This window comes from Wenyingzhuangia sp. IMCC45533, from assembly GCF_054111225.1.
Genome location: NZ_CM134197.1, coordinates 1156451 through 1172026 on the forward strand (window position 1 = coordinate 1156451; position 15576 = coordinate 1172026).

Below are 15576 nucleotides of genomic sequence, written 5' to 3' on the forward strand. Positions count from 1 at the left end.
AGTAACAGCATACTTAGTTTATATAATGTTTAACATTTTTTCCGTAGCCATTATTGCAGATACCGTTTGATCTGAATCTAAACCACGGGTTTTATACTCTTTCCCTTTTAACTTCCAAGTAATGATGGTCTCGCATAGCGCATCAGAATTAGATCCTGGAGGAATACGAACAGCATAATCTATCAGTTTAGGTAAAATCAATTCTTTTTTATCGTATATTTTTCTAAGTGCTTTCATAAAAGCATCATATTGCCCATCTCCACTTGCACTTTCTTCTATCACTTCTCCTTCAAAAGACACCGCTACAGTTGTAGATGGTTTTAGTCCTTTAGCATGTGTTAAAACATACGATTCTATTTTAACACTCTCGTCAATTGCATTGGAATTTAACACATCAGAAATGATATAAGGCAAATCATTTTGAGTAACCAATTCTTTTTTGTCCCCCAATTCAATCACTCTTTGAGTGACCAACTTTAGTTCTTCGTCATTTAGGTTTAATCCCAAATCTTGCAAGTTTTTTTGAATATTTGCTTTTCCTGATGTTTTTCCTAAAGCATACTTACGTTTACGACCGAATCTTTTTGGAAGCAAATCGTTGTAATAGAGATTCTTTTTATTATCTCCGTCTGCATGGATACCCGCTGTTTGGGTAAATACGTTTTCTCCTACGATGGGCTTGCTCTCAGGAATTTTGAATCCTGAAAATGCTTCGACCATTTTACTTACTTTATAAAGTGCTTTTTCGTTAACCTCAACCGAGTAGCTCGGTAAAAAATCGTTAACTACAGCCACCACACTAGCTAAGGGTGCATTCCCAGCTCTCTCCCCCATTCCATTCAACGTTAAGTGCAATCCATCAGCACCACCTTTAATGGCTTCCATGGCATTGGCTACACTTAAATCATAGTCGTTATGGCAATGGAAATCCAAATGTAAATTTGGGTATTTAGCTTTAATTTCTTTAATGTATGTGTACGATTCTTCTGGAGTTAAAATTCCTAAAGTATCTGGCAACATTACCCTTTTAACAGACTGTTTAGAAATGAACTCTAAATATTGATATACATAATCTTTAGAATTACGCATACCGTTAGACCAATCTTCTAAATAAACATTGGTTTCTATTCCTTTATCTGCTGCCTCTTTAATAGAATCAGCTATTTCAGAAAAATGTTGCTCAGGGGTTTTTCTAAGTTGATGCTCTAAGTGATTCATAGAACCTTTGGTTAACAAATTCTGAACCTTTGCCCCTGCTTCTGTCATCCAAGCAATAGAGGTTCCTTTATCTACAAAAGTTAAAACTTCTATTTTATCAATATGGTTATGATTAACAGCCCAATCGGTGATATTTTTCACCGCATTAAACTCTCCTTGCGATACTCTTGCCGATGCAATTTCTATACGATCTACCTTTAACTCATCTAACAACAATTGAGCGATGGTTAATTTTTCGTTAGCAGCAAATGACACTCCTGAGGTTTGTTCACCATCACGGAGTGTAGTATCCATTATTTCTATCTTCTTCTTGCTCATAATGTGTAAGCTAATTTTTAGAAAAATCTAAGTTTAACTACTGATAAACAGTAATCTTAACATAGAACATCTCTAAAAAATACGAAAAGCAAATATATAGAAAGTGTTTTAATTATCTATTGATTTGAGCATTTGAAATCTGAAAAGTATAGGCTAAAATTGATATCTATGAATATAAAAATGATTTTTATGATCACATTTAAATTTTATATTCATTTGCTCAATTATTTTTAATAAAAAACAAAAAAAGGCTATGAGTACATTAAAAATTATGGCATTATTATACTCTATTCCATTTAGTATTTTTCTATTATCAGCATATTCTGATGAAATTGATGATTATAAAAACAAAAAAGTTTTTAATATTATTATATTCTAAAAAAAAGAAATAAAAAAGCGTTTCACAACTAAGTGAAACGCTTTTTTATTCAATATCAAAAAAAAAAACTAGAAAGGACGAGTTTCTGCAAAGGCAGAAATTTCACTTTCAATGTTTTTTAAGTAATCAATATCATCAAAACCATTTAACATGTTTCCTTTTTTGTAACCATTAATTACAAAAGATTCAGATTCTCCTGTAGCTAATAAAGTAACTGTTTGGTTTGGTAAATCAACTTTAATTTCTGTTTTAGGATCTGCTTCGATTGCAGCAAATAATTTGTCTGCAAACGCTGCTGAAACTTGTACAGGCAACACTCCCACGTTTAAACAGTTGTTTTTAAAGATATCTGCAAATTCAGAAGAAATTACACATCTTAATCCAAAATCGTACACAGACCAAGCTGCATGCTCTCTAGAAGAACCAGAACCAAAGTTTCTACCTCCTACTAAAATTTTAGATCCTGCGTAAATTTCTTTGTTTAATGGAAAATCTGCTTTTGGAGTTCCATCTGCATTAAATCTCCAGTCACGGAAAAAGTTAATATCAAAATCTTTACGTTCCGTAGCTTTTAAGAAACGAGCAGGAATGATTTGATCTGTATCCACATTTTCTGTTGGTAATGGATAAGCTGTACTTGTTAATACTTCAAATTTATCGTAAGCCATACTTTTTATATTTAAAAATTAAAAGATTCAAGGATTGAAAATTACAATCTCGTGGTATCTATCTTTTAATGCTTCAATTCTTGAATTTTAATTAAACTAATAATGTTCTTGGATCCGTTACAACTCCTTCTACCGCAGATGCTGCTGCTACTAATGGAGAGGCTAATAAAGTTCTAGACCCTGGTCCTTGACGTCCTTCAAAGTTACGGTTAGAGGTAGATACAGATAATTTTCCTGCTGGAATCTTATCATCGTTCATTGCTAAACAAGCAGAACACCCTGGCTCTCTTAATACAAATCCAGCCTCTGAGATAATCTTATCTAATCCTTCTTCTTTAATTTGATCTACAACTTTGTGAGATCCTGGCACCAACCATGCAGTTACATGATCTGCTTTTTTACGTCCTTCAACTATAGAACAAAAAGCTCTAAAATCTTCAATACGTCCGTTAGTACAAGATCCTAAGAATACAAAATCTATAGGTTTACCAATCATAGAATCTCCTTCGTTGAAGTCCATGTAACCTAAAGATTTTCTGTAAGTTTCAACTCCACCTTCTACTGCCTCTGCATTAGGGATAGATTTGGTAACTCCCATTCCCATTCCTGGGTTAGTTCCATAAGTAATCATCGGTTCAATATCTGCTGCATCGTAGTTAAACTCAACATCAAATTCAGCACCTTCATCCGTTTTTAAAGTCTTCCAATATTCCATTGCTCTGTCCCAATCTGCTCCCTTAGGAGTTTGAGCACGACCAGCAATGTAGTCGAAAGTTTTTTGATCTGGAGCAATCATACCACCACGAGCACCCATCTCAATAGATAAGTTACACACAGTCATACGACCTTCCATCGTCATATCTTCAAAAACATCTCCTGCATATTCTACAAAATAACCTGTAGCTCCAGAAGTTGTTTGTTTAGCTATAATATATAAAGCAACATCTTTAGGAGTAACTCCCGCACCTAATTTACCATTTACGTTAATACGCATTTTTTTAGGCTTTGGTTGCATAATACACTGTGTAGACAAAACCATTTCTACTTCAGAAGTACCAATACCAAAAGCAATCGCTCCAAAAGCACCATGAGTAGAAGTATGTGAATCTCCACAAACAATAGTTGCACCAGGTAACGTAATTCCATTTTCTGGACCTACTACGTGTACAATACCATTGTTAATATCTCCTAATCCCCAGTGAGAAATTCCATGTTTTTTTGCATTTCTTTCTAAAGCATCTAACTGATTTGCAGATAAAGCATCTTCTACAGGTAAATGTTGATTAATGGTAGGGGTGTTGTGATCTGCTGTAGCGAAAGTACGCTCTGGATACACTACACTGTTTCCTCTACTTTCTAATCCTAAAAATGCTACTGGACTTGTAACTTCGTGGATAAAATGACGATCGATAAAGAATACATCCGGTCCGTCTTCTACGTGACGTACTACGTGTGAATCCCAAACTTTGTCAAATAATGTTGTTGCCATATTGATTTCGACTTATTTATTGTTTTCTGTTATGATTGCAATTCGTTGAATTACAGAACGGCAAATTTACAAAAAAAGCTTCCATTATTCCTTAAACTGGCTCTAAATTATTACGACGTCCAAAGACTTTACAACTCGTCAAAAAATCGATTAATGTTGTCCTTATGAGCCAAATCCGATCCTTCGCTCTGCGTTGCTGCTGTACCACAAGCAACCCCCATTTTAAGTATTTTGCTAGGCTCGTAATTGTGATAAACTCCGTATAACAGACCTGCCAACATACTGTCTCCTGCTCCTACTGTACTTTTTACCGTAATTTTTGGAGGTTCTATATGCTCAATTCCATTTTTATGAGCCATAAAAGCCCCTTTAGCTCCCAAAGAAACAACAACGTAATTTACCCTGCCACTCTCTACCAACTCCATGGCAAAATCTTTCTTTTCTTGTAATTTTAGTTCCTTTTTACCAGCCAAAGTAGCTAGTTCGTGATGATTGGGTTTTATCATAAATAGCTTATTTTTTAGAATATTTAAAAAAGCTTCTCCAGAAGTATCTACTACAATTTTAACCTCTCTACATTCTAAAATTTCTATCAATTTGCTGTAGTAATCTACTGGCAATCCTGGAGGCATGCTTCCACTAATCACCAATATATCTCCGTCATTAACCAGACTGTTGAGCCTCGTTTCTATAATTTTTAAATCGTTTTGATTGTAGGGAGTTGTAGGCATTCCAAATCGATATTGTTTTGCAGAATTTGTTTCCAATACTGCAAAATTTTCTCTAGTCACTGCTGATATTTCGCTGCTAAAGATATTGACCTGTTCTTGTTCTAATAGAGAAACAAGATGCTCCCCCGTTTTACCCCCATAAGGAAATAAGCACGCATTTTTAAGTCCTAATCTTTGTAAAACTCTCGACACATTAATACCTCCTCCTCCTGGGTGGTAAGTTACATGGTGTGTTTCTAGTTTTTCGTAAGGTATTAGCTTTTCTACCTGTCCATTTTTGTCTAATGCAGGGTTGAGTGTTAACGTAATTATTTTCATATAGTTTTTTATTAGATTGAGACAACTAAAAATAATTAGATTTATCTTTATTCCATAGTATTTACCTATAATTTAATTATGAGATATCTAAAGTGTCATCATTGCTCCAATTTTAACGAAATCAACTCGGAATATCAGATTTTTTGTAACGCTTGTGGAAAGAAACTAGATAATAATTTTAAGGACTGGCAAAAGCAACATCCTACAAAAAACGTCAATGATTTTAGACAAGAAGTGGGGATTGAAAAAGCTACATCCAAAAAAAAGTCTAAAGTTTCTATTCAAAAAATGGTGCAACTGGTCTTAATTGCCCTATTTGTTGTGATCGGTTCTTACTTTGGAAAACAATATAGTAATCAATTTTTTTCCTTTGTATATCAAACTATATATCCAATTTCTGATGCATTGAACAAACCTTGGGAAAGACAATTCTTTCTCGGAAATAAAGTTTCTATAGAATGCCCTTATCAATTGTCCCAAAACAAAAATCACGAGCAAGAGGGAGCAAAAGAGGTAGAGGGTTTGTTAGATGCAATCTATATGTATGAGTACGAAACCTTTGGAGGATTCGCAGCAGCTGTTGTTATTACAGAATACAATCAAAAGGTAGTCAAAGTCAACTTACAGGGAGCTTCTCACGGGTTTATGGTAGGGGTTGTCGACGAACTTGAAGGAGTTGACGTATTTTACAACGATGAAAAAACAAGCATCCATCATCACCCAACCATTGTAAGAAAAGGAACTTTTAGAAAAGATAAGGACACCTATCATTTTAAAAACGTTACTTGTCTTAAGGACGATTTAACTACTATAAATTTAGCCACGATATGGATCAATCAGAATAAAGATTATGACTTGTTAACAGATAGGATGATTAATAGTTTAATGGTTGAATAATTCTTTGGTGTAATTTTCGTCTCATTTATCGACTCAGATTAAAATATTTAACATTAAAAAATTATGAGTCAACTAAAAATATTCGGAACCTTTATCGTACTTGCTTTTTTTGTTTCCAAGACAAACGCACAAAGTGGTTGGACCCAAGGTAAAGGGAAATATTATGTAAAAGCAGCTTTCCAAAGTATCAATTCTGATAGACATTTTAGTCAACAGGGTGTAGAAACAAAAAATGATGATGCAGGTATCAACTCCTTGGGTGTTTATGGTGAGTATGGAAAATCTGATAAGTTTACCATTACTGCATTTGTGCCAATATTTACCAACTTTGATACTCCAGAGCAATCTGACGACACTCCAGGTAATCAAGTTTTTGAGAATTCTAATAGTTTACCACTAGGTGATATTGAGCTAGGTGCCAAGTACAGGTTGTTTAAGAGAGATTGGATTGCCACAGCCATCACAGGAAAATTGAGACTACCTTTAGGTGGCGGAGAATTTAATCAGGGTTTAACCATGTCTGCTGGTTTACCTTTAATAGGATTTAGCAAATTTGCCACTTATGCAAATTTTTATGGAGGAGCGAACAACAGACCTGATGATTTTTCTGACGAATGGAGGTACGGTTTAGAGTTTGGTATTGGATACAACAACAAACTATGGTTGTTTGCCAAACAAGATAATATACAATCTATGGATAACGTTGATATAGACCCAAATCCTTCTAGAGTAAATGCCAATGAACTATTTGGAAACGGTTTTGAAACACGTAGCGTTAATTTAGAATTGGCTTATTACGTAACTCCTAAATTTGGAATATCTTTAAGCTACTTAAACACTTTTGATGGACAACTAGTACTGAAAGGGAACACCTATACTGGAGGATTATTTTGGAATTTAAGATAACTTATAGGTAGTATTTATTTACCTGCAACAATCAATACAATTTCGCCTTTTGGTGGTTTGTTGGTGTAATATTCTGCTAATTCGGTTACAGTACCTCTTCTAGTTTCTTCAAACATTTTAGTCAACTCTCTGGAGACTGAAGCTTGTCTATCTACCCCTAAATATTCTGCTAAGTGTCCTAATGTTTTTACTAGTTTATGAGGAGATTCGTAAAAAATAATTGTTCTATCTTCTTCAGCTAATTTTAACAAACGAGTTTGTCTTCCTTTTTTCACAGGCAAAAAGCCTTCAAATACAAATTTTTCATTAGGCAAACCAGAATTAACCAAAGCAGGCACAAAAGCCGTAGCTCCTGGTAAACATTCAACGGGAATATCGTGCTGTACGCAAGCCCTAGTCAACAAAAAACCTGGGTCGGAAATGGCAGGGGTACCAGCATCCGATATCAATGCTATTGTCATTCCTCCTTTTAATTTGGAAATCAAATGCGCTACTGTTTTGTGCTCATTGTGCATGTGGTGACTTTGCATTTGAGTAGAAATCTCAAAATGCTTCATTAACTTACCACTGGTACGAGTATCTTCCGCTAAAACCAAATCAACCTCTTTTAAAACCTTAATGGCTCTAAAAGTCATATCTTCTAAATTACCAATAGGTGTAGGGACTAGGTATAATTTCATTTTATTCGTGATGGGTACTGAGTAACAGGCAACAAATAAAAGAATCTTTTATCTGATACTTCATAAACTGTACAATTAAACAACAAAGTTTTTCAACACATCTGCAATCTTTCGATTGTCAGATAGTTGTGGAATTTTATTCTGACCTCCAAATTTACCTATCGACTTCATATACTCGTGAAAGCCTCCTTTTCTTACGCTGGTTATCACTAAAGGTTTCAGGACGCTTCCTTTAATCAAATCAAAATAGTATATATTCTGGTCTTGCATAGATTGGTCTATCTTGGCAGCAAAACTATCCAAATCCTTAGGTTCATTTTCAAATTCTATAAACCATTCGTGATATGGCAAACCATCTTGGGGGGTTACTTGAGGAGCTACCGTAAATTCACTAACAATTACGTTGGTATCTGTAACAGCATCTTTTAAAGCTTTTTCTACTTCTTTCCCAATAACGTGTTCCCCAAATGCGGATATAAAATGTTTCACCCTACCTGTCACTCTAATTCTGTAAGGAGATATAGATGTAAATTCTACCGTATCCCCTATATTATACCCCCATAATCCTGCGGAAGTATTTAAAATAATAACGTAGTTAACTCCTAACTTTACCTCTCCAATAGATAATCTCGGCGGATTTTCTTCGTAAAACTTGTCTGCTGGTATAAATTCATAAAAAATACCACTCTTTAATTGCAGTAGCATTCCTTGTTCTGTTTGAGAATCTTGATAAGCAATAAATCCTTCTGATGCAGGATACAACTCAACGTAATCTACTTTTTTACCAATTAAGCTCTCAAACTTATTCTTGTAAGGTTCAAAATTAACCCCACCGTAGATAAAGAAATTAAATTTAGGAAAAAGCTCGGAAATTGTTTTTCCTGTCTTTTCTTGCAAACGCTCAAAATACATTTGAACCCAAGATGGAATACCACTAATTACAGACATATCCTGATTTACCGTTTCTTCTACCACAGCATTTACTTTGGTTTCCCAATCTTCTATACAGTTAGTCTCCCAACTTGGCAATCTGTTTTTTTGTAAGTACTTAGGTACATAGTGAGCCACAATTCCGCTCAACCTCCCTAATTTTACCCCTTTTAAATCTTTTAAAACAGGACTTCCTTGTAAAAAAATCATCTTACCGTCTACAAAAGAAGCATCCCCAGTTTCTGCAATATAAAACAACAGCGCATTTCGTGCAGCGGTTAAATGAGTAGGCATCGATTCTTTTGTAATAGGAATGTATTTGGCCCCAGATGTAGTTCCAGATGTTTTTGCATAATACAAAGGTCTTCCTTTCCAAAGAACATTTGATTCTCCGTCTACCATTCTATCCACGTAACTTCTAATCCCTTCGTAATCGTTTACAGGAACGCTTTTTTTAAAATCTTCGTAATTTTTGATGTTTTTAAAACCGTGATCTTTTCCAAAAGCCGTATTCTTTGCATTTTTAATTAAATACTGGAATGTTCTTTCTTGAGTTTTGATAGGATTTTTAGCCCATTTATATACTTGCATACGAATTATCTTAGCTATGGGTAAAGCTAACTTTGACTTTATACTCATTTTTTAAAACTTCATAAAATTTGTAGGATCTACTGGATAACCATCTTTCCACATTTCTAAATGCAAATGAGGACCTGTACTCAACTCACCAGTGGATCCTACATTTGCAATAATTTGACCAGCTTTTACCAAATCTCCCTGCGAGACGTTTATTTTACTATTGTGTTTGTAAACACTAACAAAACTATCCCTGTGTAACAACATAATCACATAACCTGTTTCTATGGACCACTCTGCAAACACAACAACACCATCTGCTATGGCTTTTACAAATTCATTTTTGGCTGTAGCGATATCAATAGCAAAGTGATTAGAAGCCGCATGAAATTCTTGCGTAATATTACCTACCGTAGGCACTACGAAAACTTGATCTATTTTTTCATTCTCATGACCAAAAATACTAAATCGCTCTTCTTGCTCCACTTTGGCTCTAAAGACGGAATCTTGTATAGAGTTTTCCAAAGAAACCAACGCTTCGTCAGATAGTTCATCTCCATCATCAACAGTAACTAAACTAGAATTTTGATTATCACTGTTCAAGTCTGAGTTTTTATATCTCTTGGTTAAATCTTCAATGGTTTTGTTTTTTTGCTCCAACAAAGAATACAACTTGTTTAATCTCACGTAAACAGAATCGTTGTTCCTTACTCCGGACTGATATACAGATTCTCCTTCTTTGGTAACGTAAGGCAACTCCGTAACTTCAATGGCATGATCTCCAATTAATACTGGTTTTGTAGATTCTGTATACAATTCTATTGCATGTAACTTTTGCTCAATAGAATCTAATTTAAAGTTTAAGGCCAGAGCATTTTTTTTAAGCTCCGGAGACTCAAAACCAGGAATATATTCCTTTAACGGTGTATAAATAATAAACACGGAAGTAAAAGCTATCAACATAATACTAAATAGGCCTCCAAAAACAAACACATTTAAACGCGTTAACTTAAAAGAGAATTTCTCTTCAAAAGAATCTTCTGTTAAAACTACCAAACGGTATTTTTCAACTAGTTTTTTCTTTATTTGTTTACGTTTTTTTTTCATGTGTTTATACTTCCTAACTAAAGGCTTTGGCTAACAAATGTAATACTATACTTTTTATTTATAAAAATTCATTTGATCTATATATTCCCACACGTTAGGCAATAACAAATGCTTAACTGATTTATTGTTTTTGATGGCTTTTCTAATAAAAGTAGAAGATATTTGTACCACTGGAGCATCAACAATATGTATCTTAGGATGATTTGTCAATTCACTTGTTGATATTCTGTCTCCAATTCTTGGATAAACATAAACCTCATAGTCCTCCAAAATCACCTCATAGTTTTTCCATTTATGAAACGACCTTAAATTATCTTCTCCCATAATTAACACAAACTCGTGTTTCGGGTATTTTTCAGAAATGTGTACCAAGGTATCAATGGTGTAATTTGGTTGTCTTAACTTAAATTCTATATCCGTAGGATTGATATGCTCAAAAGATTCCGTCGCTTTAAAAACCATTTCTAATCGATGATGATTTTCTAACAACGTGCTTTTTTTCTTATGAGGATTATGAGGAGTTACCACCATCCAAACCTCATCCATATCAGTATAATGCAGCATATGATTGGCCAAAATAGTATGACCTATATGTACGGGGTTAAAAGTTCCAAAATACAATCCTATTTTCATAAAAATGTGATGCTAGCCTACAAATCCAACTTCTTTTACTGTTTGATGAAATTTGAAATTAATTGATAGGCGTTCTCTTTAGCCTCTTCTAAATTGTCATTAATTAAAATGGTATCAAATTTTTCAGCATAACCAATTTCTTGTGCTGCTTTGGCTACACGCATTTTAATTTTCTCTTCCGTTTCTGTGGCTCTTCCTCTCAACCTTCTTTCCATTTCTTCTATAGATGGAGGTTGTACAAACACCGCTAGAGTTTCTTGTGGAAATTGCTTTTTGATGTTTAAACCACCTACCACATCAATATCAAAAATAACGTGTTTCCCTTCTTTCCAAATTCTTGTAATTTCGGATTTTAAGGTTCCATAAAAATTATCTTTGTAAACCTCTTCCCACTCCAAAAAAGCATTTTCATCTACCTTTCTTTTAAACTCATCCGCAGATAAAAAATAATAATCCTTTCCATGAACTTCTCCTTCTCTTGGACTTCTAGAAGCTGCCGAAATAGAAAAATCTAAAGGCAAGTCTGTTTTAGATAATAAATGTCTTACAATAGTTGTTTTACCTGAACCTGATGGAGCCGAAAACACAATTAACTTTCCAGATGCCATTATAGTACGTTTAATATTTGTTCTTTAATTTTCTCCAATTCATTTTTCATTTGCACTACTACTTGTTGCATAGGAGCGTAATTGGATTTAGAACCTGTAGTATTAATTTCTCTTCCTATTTCCTGAACAATAAATCCTAATTTTTTACCATCAGAAACCTCGCTATTCAATTCCTTTAAAAAATACTCTAAGTGGTTGGACAAACGTACTTTTTCTTCGTTGATGTCTAACTTTTCTAAGTAATAAATTAACTCTTGCTCAAATCTATTTTCGTCAACTGTTACTTCTAAATCATCAATGGCCTTTCTCAATTTTGCTTTTACCGCTGCCATCCTATCTTCATCGTGTTGATTTACTTCTAACGACAATTTTTGAATATTTTGAATGCGTTCTCTAAAATCTGTCTCCAAAGATGCTGCTTCATCTTTTCTAAACTGAACCAAAGCTATTAAAGCTTCCTGAATACCTGACTCTATCGATTTCCACTCATCAGGATCTAACTCTTCTCTTTCTGTTTTTAACGTATCTGGCAACCTCATGGCCATTTCTAGCAACTCAACATCAGAACCTGTTGCAATTTGTTTTAGTTGATTCATGTAATCAGCTACCACATTTACGTTGACCTTGGTTTGCGATACTTCTGCCGTCATTTCTACATAAATGGAAAATTCTACTTTTCCTCTGATAACTTTGCTAGCAATAGTTTTTCGCACGCTAATTTCTTTCTCCTTGTAATACTGAGGCATACGAACGCTTAAATCTAAATTTTTACTATTTAAAGATTTAACTTCTACTGTAACCTTTTTGGTTGGTAATTGCACAATGGCTTTCCCATACCCTGTCATAGACTGTATCATGTATCCTAAAAAATTTGGCAGTAAAAATAGGTATTTTAACGCGGATAGTCTTTATCTCTCCCCTGTTAGTTTGGTAGTCTCTTGTTTGGGTTTTAAACTCACTAAATATACTCCTATAAATATAGCTAAGGTCGCTACAACTTTTACCAACGTTAATTCATCTGTTCCCATAATCAATGCTACTATTGATGCAATGACAGGCTGCGTGTAGATAAAAGCACTTACAGTGGTAGGTTTTAAATGCTTTAATCCATAAAGATTAAATAAAAAATTGCAATAGGTAGCAAACACAATTACGTAGACAATAATCAAATAAATTTTTATAGGTATCTCCTGCCAAGCAACTTCTAAAACTTCATCAAACACAAAAGGAGTCATAATGATGAGACCAAAGGTGTACAACCATTTTACAAAAGTAATAGGATGATATTTTGCAATCATTTTCCTAACTAAAATTAAATACAAGGCATAACCTGATGCATTTACAAATACTAACAAGTTTCCTAATGGAATATTTTTGGCATTTACAGCTATTTGCTTTCCTGCAGTGGTTAAAAAATAAGCACCTAACAAGCCCACCACAATTCCCAACACTCTTTTTATCTGTAATTTTTCTTTTAGGATAAAGAGAGAAAAAACAAAAACAATGATAGGAGTGGTTACCATAATAACGGCTCCGTTAATCGGGGTTGTTAAACTTAGCCCTTTATAAAAAGACAACACACTTACAACCATTGCAATTAAAGACAAAAGTGCTGTATATGGAAAGTCTTTCTTTTCCATCTCTGGTGCTTTTACAAACAAAGAACTTATCCAAAAAAGCAAAGTGGTTGCTGCAATCCGCACCCACACAAAAGCATACGGACTTAAATATTGTGGCATTACATCTTTGGCTACAGAATAGGTAATTCCGTAGAAAACGGCCGTACTAAAAACAGCTAATAATGCCAAGTTTCTACTATTCATTATCATGATAGATTATATAGCAAAGATGATAAAGTTTATCCATTTACTCATCTATAAAACTAGTAGAAAATACCTAAATTCGTCCTATGCAAAAAGCAAAAAACATATTGGTCATTCGAATGTCTGCCATGGGAGATGTTGCTATGACTGTTCCAGTGATTAAAACACTCGTTGCCCAACATCCAGATGTTAAAATTACCGTAGTATCTAAAGATTTTTTAAAACCTTTGTTTGATGGAATTGAAAATGTAACTTTTTACACCGCAGATCTTCATGGAAAACATAAAGGATTTAACGGTATTTATAGATTATATACGGAGCTCAAACTATTTAATTTTGATGCTGTTGCAGATTTGCACGACGTCCTTAGATCTAAACTTTTAAGAACCCTATTTAAACTAAACAACATTAAAGTTCATCGTATTGATAAAGGAAGAGCAGAAAAAAAAGCGCTAACCGCTTTTAAAAATAAAGTTTTTAAACAGCTTACCACAACACATCAACGCTATGCAGATGTGTTTAATCAACTAGGCTTAGCCATCGATTTAAGTAAGCCAGAGTTAAAAACGAGAGAAGCCATTCCTCAAGAAATAAAAACGCAGATCAATCATACTGAAAACGAAATTTTAATTGGTATTGCTCCTTTTGCGGCTCATCAAGGAAAAAAATATCCTTTAGAATTGATGAAACAAGTAATTGATGTATTAAGTAAAGATTATAAAGTTCTTCTTTTTGGCGGTGGGCAACAAGAGGTTGATTTGCTTACCCAAATAAGTAAAAAAATTGAGAACACCTACTGTATTGCTGGTAAAGTAAAGCTAAAAGAAGAGTTATGCATCATCAGCAATCTTTCTATCATGATTAGTATGGATAGTGGTAATGGACATTTTGCTGCTATGTTTGGTGTACCCACCATTACTATTTGGGGAGCTACACATCCGTATGCTGGTTTTGCACCTTTTAACCAATCAGAAAATTGTATTGTTGCAGATAGAGAAAAATACCCTTTACTCCCCACCTCTATTTACGGAAACAAAACTATACCTGGCTATGAAAATGTAATGGAAACCATCACACCTCAAACAATCATTAATAGTGTTTCAAATATTTTAAAATAATATTTTGTTAATAAAGTTTTTTGTCTAATCTATGTTCATTTAGTACAATTCTTTAATTTTGAATCTCAACAAATAAATGAAGACCATGCAAGTAACTGGAAAAATTAAATTGATAAACGATACGCAAACATTTGGAGCTAGCGGATTTAGAAAAAGAGAATTAGTTTTAACTACTGATGAGCAGTATCCTCAAATGTTAATGATCGAATTTGTTCAAGATAAAGTAGATATTTTAGACAATTATAAGGTAGGACAAGATGTAACTATTTCTATCAACTTAAGAGGTCGTGAATGGATCAATCCAGAAGGAGTTGCAAAATATTTTAATTCTATTACTGGATGGAGAATAGAAGCTAGTGCACCTGCTGCACAGGGTGGAGAAGCTCCAGCTTCTTTTGAAACTACCTCTATTGCACAAAACGAAGAACCAGACGATTTACCTTTCTAAAAAAAGAAAATTGTTCTTTCATATAAACGCTTTCAATATTTTTGAAAGCGTTTTTTAATTCTACTATATGTACTTATTAGATCAGAACTCTCTAGAATTTCCGAACCCAAACTTGGCCAATCAAGATGGTTTACTCGCTGTAGGCGGAGATTTGTCTACTGAAAGATTGATAGCTGCCTATAAACAGGGAATATTTCCTTGGTTTTGTGATGGAGAACCTATTTTATGGTACAGCCCAGAGTGGAGAATGGTAATAGACCCGAGACATTACAAACCTTCTAAAAGTTTGAAACAAACCATTAAAAAGAATGTGTTTAGAGTTACTTTTAATCAAAATTTTAGAGAAGTAATTTATCATTGTAAATCCATAGACAGGCACGATGGTTTGGGAACTTGGATTACCAACGACATGGAAAATGCTTATATAGAACTGAATCAATTGGGTATTGCCAAATCTGTAGAAGTTTGGCTGAATAATGAGTTGGTTGGTGGTTTGTACGGTATCGATCAAGGACACGTTTTTTGTGGAGAAAGTATGTTTAGCAAGGTGAGTAATGCTTCTAAAGTTGCTTTTGCTTGGTTAAACAATTATTTAACACAGAACAATTACGATTTATTAGATTGCCAAGTACATAACGATCATTTAGAAAGTTTGGGAGCTTATGAAATTCCTAGGCAGGATTTTCTAGATATTTTACAGAAAAACCGTGCAAATACTGAATAGCTTTT

17 protein-coding genes are annotated in these 15576 nt (G+C 34.0%); 6 read left to right on the forward strand and 11 right to left on the reverse strand.

Annotation, left to right across the window (positions count from 1 at the left end):
* Positions 1-18 precede the first annotated feature (18 nt).
* Positions 19-1536 carry an alpha-isopropylmalate synthase regulatory domain-containing protein gene (locus ACXGQW_RS05080; RefSeq protein ID WP_457824013.1) on the reverse strand — a complete coding sequence of 506 codons (1518 nt, stop codon included), beginning with the start codon at positions 1534-1536 and terminating at the stop codon, positions 19-21.
* 253 nt (positions 1537-1789) lie between these two features.
* Here ACXGQW_RS05080 and ACXGQW_RS05085 point away from each other — a divergent pair, with 253 nt between their 5' ends.
* Positions 1790-1915, forward strand: coding sequence for a hypothetical protein (locus ACXGQW_RS05085; RefSeq protein ID WP_457824014.1), 126 nt, complete (start codon positions 1790-1792; stop codon positions 1913-1915).
* Between the two features lie 68 nt (positions 1916-1983).
* Here ACXGQW_RS05085 and leuD read toward each other — a convergent pair whose 3' ends face one another.
* The 3 genes from leuD to ACXGQW_RS05100 form a co-directional block, all read right to left on the reverse strand.
* Positions 1984-2583 (reverse strand): 3-isopropylmalate dehydratase small subunit, encoded by a 600-nt coding sequence (gene leuD, locus ACXGQW_RS05090; RefSeq protein ID WP_457824015.1) that lies wholly within the window; start codon positions 2581-2583, stop codon positions 1984-1986.
* 91 nt (positions 2584-2674) lie between these two features.
* Entirely contained in the window at positions 2675-4072 is a 1398-nt protein-coding gene (gene leuC, locus ACXGQW_RS05095) for a 3-isopropylmalate dehydratase large subunit (protein ID WP_457824016.1), read from the reverse strand.
* Between the two features lie 128 nt (positions 4073-4200).
* Positions 4201-5121 carry a 1-phosphofructokinase family hexose kinase gene (locus ACXGQW_RS05100; protein WP_457824017.1) on the reverse strand — a complete coding sequence of 307 codons (921 nt, stop codon included), beginning with the start codon at positions 5119-5121 and terminating at the stop codon, positions 4201-4203.
* A gap of 78 nt (positions 5122-5199) precedes the next feature.
* Between ACXGQW_RS05100 and ACXGQW_RS05105 the strand changes: the two genes are divergently transcribed.
* Together ACXGQW_RS05105 and ACXGQW_RS05110 are read left to right on the forward strand one after the other, a co-directional pair.
* Complete coding sequence (locus ACXGQW_RS05105) at positions 5200-6018, forward strand: hypothetical protein (RefSeq protein ID WP_457824018.1); 819 nt, start codon at positions 5200-5202, stop codon at positions 6016-6018.
* Positions 6019-6081: 63 nt separating this feature from the next.
* The gene (locus ACXGQW_RS05110) at positions 6082-6924 is read left to right on the forward strand and encodes a hypothetical protein (RefSeq protein ID WP_457824019.1); all 843 of its coding nucleotides are present in this window, start codon (positions 6082-6084) and stop codon (positions 6922-6924) included.
* A 14-nt stretch (positions 6925-6938) separates the two neighbouring features.
* Here ACXGQW_RS05110 and rsmI read toward each other — a convergent pair whose 3' ends face one another.
* The 7 genes from rsmI to ACXGQW_RS05145 all read right to left on the reverse strand — a co-directional run bounded on the left by rsmI (position 6939) and on the right by ACXGQW_RS05145 (position 13281).
* Positions 6939-7604: a 16S rRNA (cytidine(1402)-2'-O)-methyltransferase gene (gene rsmI / locus ACXGQW_RS05115; protein WP_457824020.1), complete on the reverse strand. Its 666-nt coding sequence runs from the start codon at positions 7602-7604 to the stop codon at positions 6939-6941.
* A gap of 75 nt (positions 7605-7679) precedes the next feature.
* Positions 7680-9173: a GH3 auxin-responsive promoter family protein gene (locus ACXGQW_RS05120; protein ID WP_457824021.1), complete on the reverse strand. Its 1494-nt coding sequence runs from the start codon at positions 9171-9173 to the stop codon at positions 7680-7682.
* Positions 9174-9176: 3 nt separating this feature from the next.
* Positions 9177-10217 (reverse strand): M23 family metallopeptidase, encoded by a 1041-nt coding sequence (locus tag ACXGQW_RS05125; protein ID WP_457824022.1) that lies wholly within the window; start codon positions 10215-10217, stop codon positions 9177-9179.
* Between the two features lie 54 nt (positions 10218-10271).
* Positions 10272-10850, reverse strand: a complete 579-nt coding sequence (nadD, locus tag ACXGQW_RS05130) for a nicotinate (nicotinamide) nucleotide adenylyltransferase (protein WP_457824023.1) — start codon at positions 10848-10850, stop codon at positions 10272-10274.
* A 35-nt stretch (positions 10851-10885) separates the two neighbouring features.
* A complete protein-coding gene (gene gmk / locus ACXGQW_RS05135; RefSeq protein ID WP_457824024.1) occupies positions 10886-11458 on the reverse strand; it encodes a guanylate kinase in 573 nt (190 codons plus the stop codon).
* Positions 11458-12315, reverse strand: a complete 858-nt coding sequence (locus ACXGQW_RS05140) for a YicC family protein (RefSeq protein WP_457824025.1) — start codon at positions 12313-12315, stop codon at positions 11458-11460. Before ACXGQW_RS05140 ends, gmk begins: the two co-directional genes overlap by 1 nt.
* Positions 12316-12366: 51 nt before the next feature.
* A complete protein-coding gene (locus ACXGQW_RS05145; RefSeq protein WP_457824026.1) occupies positions 12367-13281 on the reverse strand; it encodes a DMT family transporter in 915 nt (304 codons plus the stop codon).
* Between the two features lie 86 nt (positions 13282-13367).
* Between ACXGQW_RS05145 and ACXGQW_RS05150 the strand changes: the two genes are divergently transcribed.
* From ACXGQW_RS05150 to aat, 3 genes are all read left to right on the forward strand, one after another.
* Complete coding sequence (locus ACXGQW_RS05150) at positions 13368-14399, forward strand: glycosyltransferase family 9 protein (protein WP_457824027.1); 1032 nt, start codon at positions 13368-13370, stop codon at positions 14397-14399.
* An 85-nt stretch (positions 14400-14484) separates the two neighbouring features.
* Entirely contained in the window at positions 14485-14847 is a 363-nt protein-coding gene (locus ACXGQW_RS05155) for a DUF3127 domain-containing protein (RefSeq protein ID WP_457824028.1), read from the forward strand.
* A 67-nt stretch (positions 14848-14914) separates the two neighbouring features.
* On the forward strand, positions 14915-15571 hold the full coding sequence (gene aat, locus ACXGQW_RS05160) for a leucyl/phenylalanyl-tRNA--protein transferase (RefSeq protein ID WP_457824029.1): 657 nt from the start codon (positions 14915-14917) through the stop codon (positions 15569-15571).
* The last annotated feature ends 5 nt before the right edge of the window (positions 15572-15576 follow it).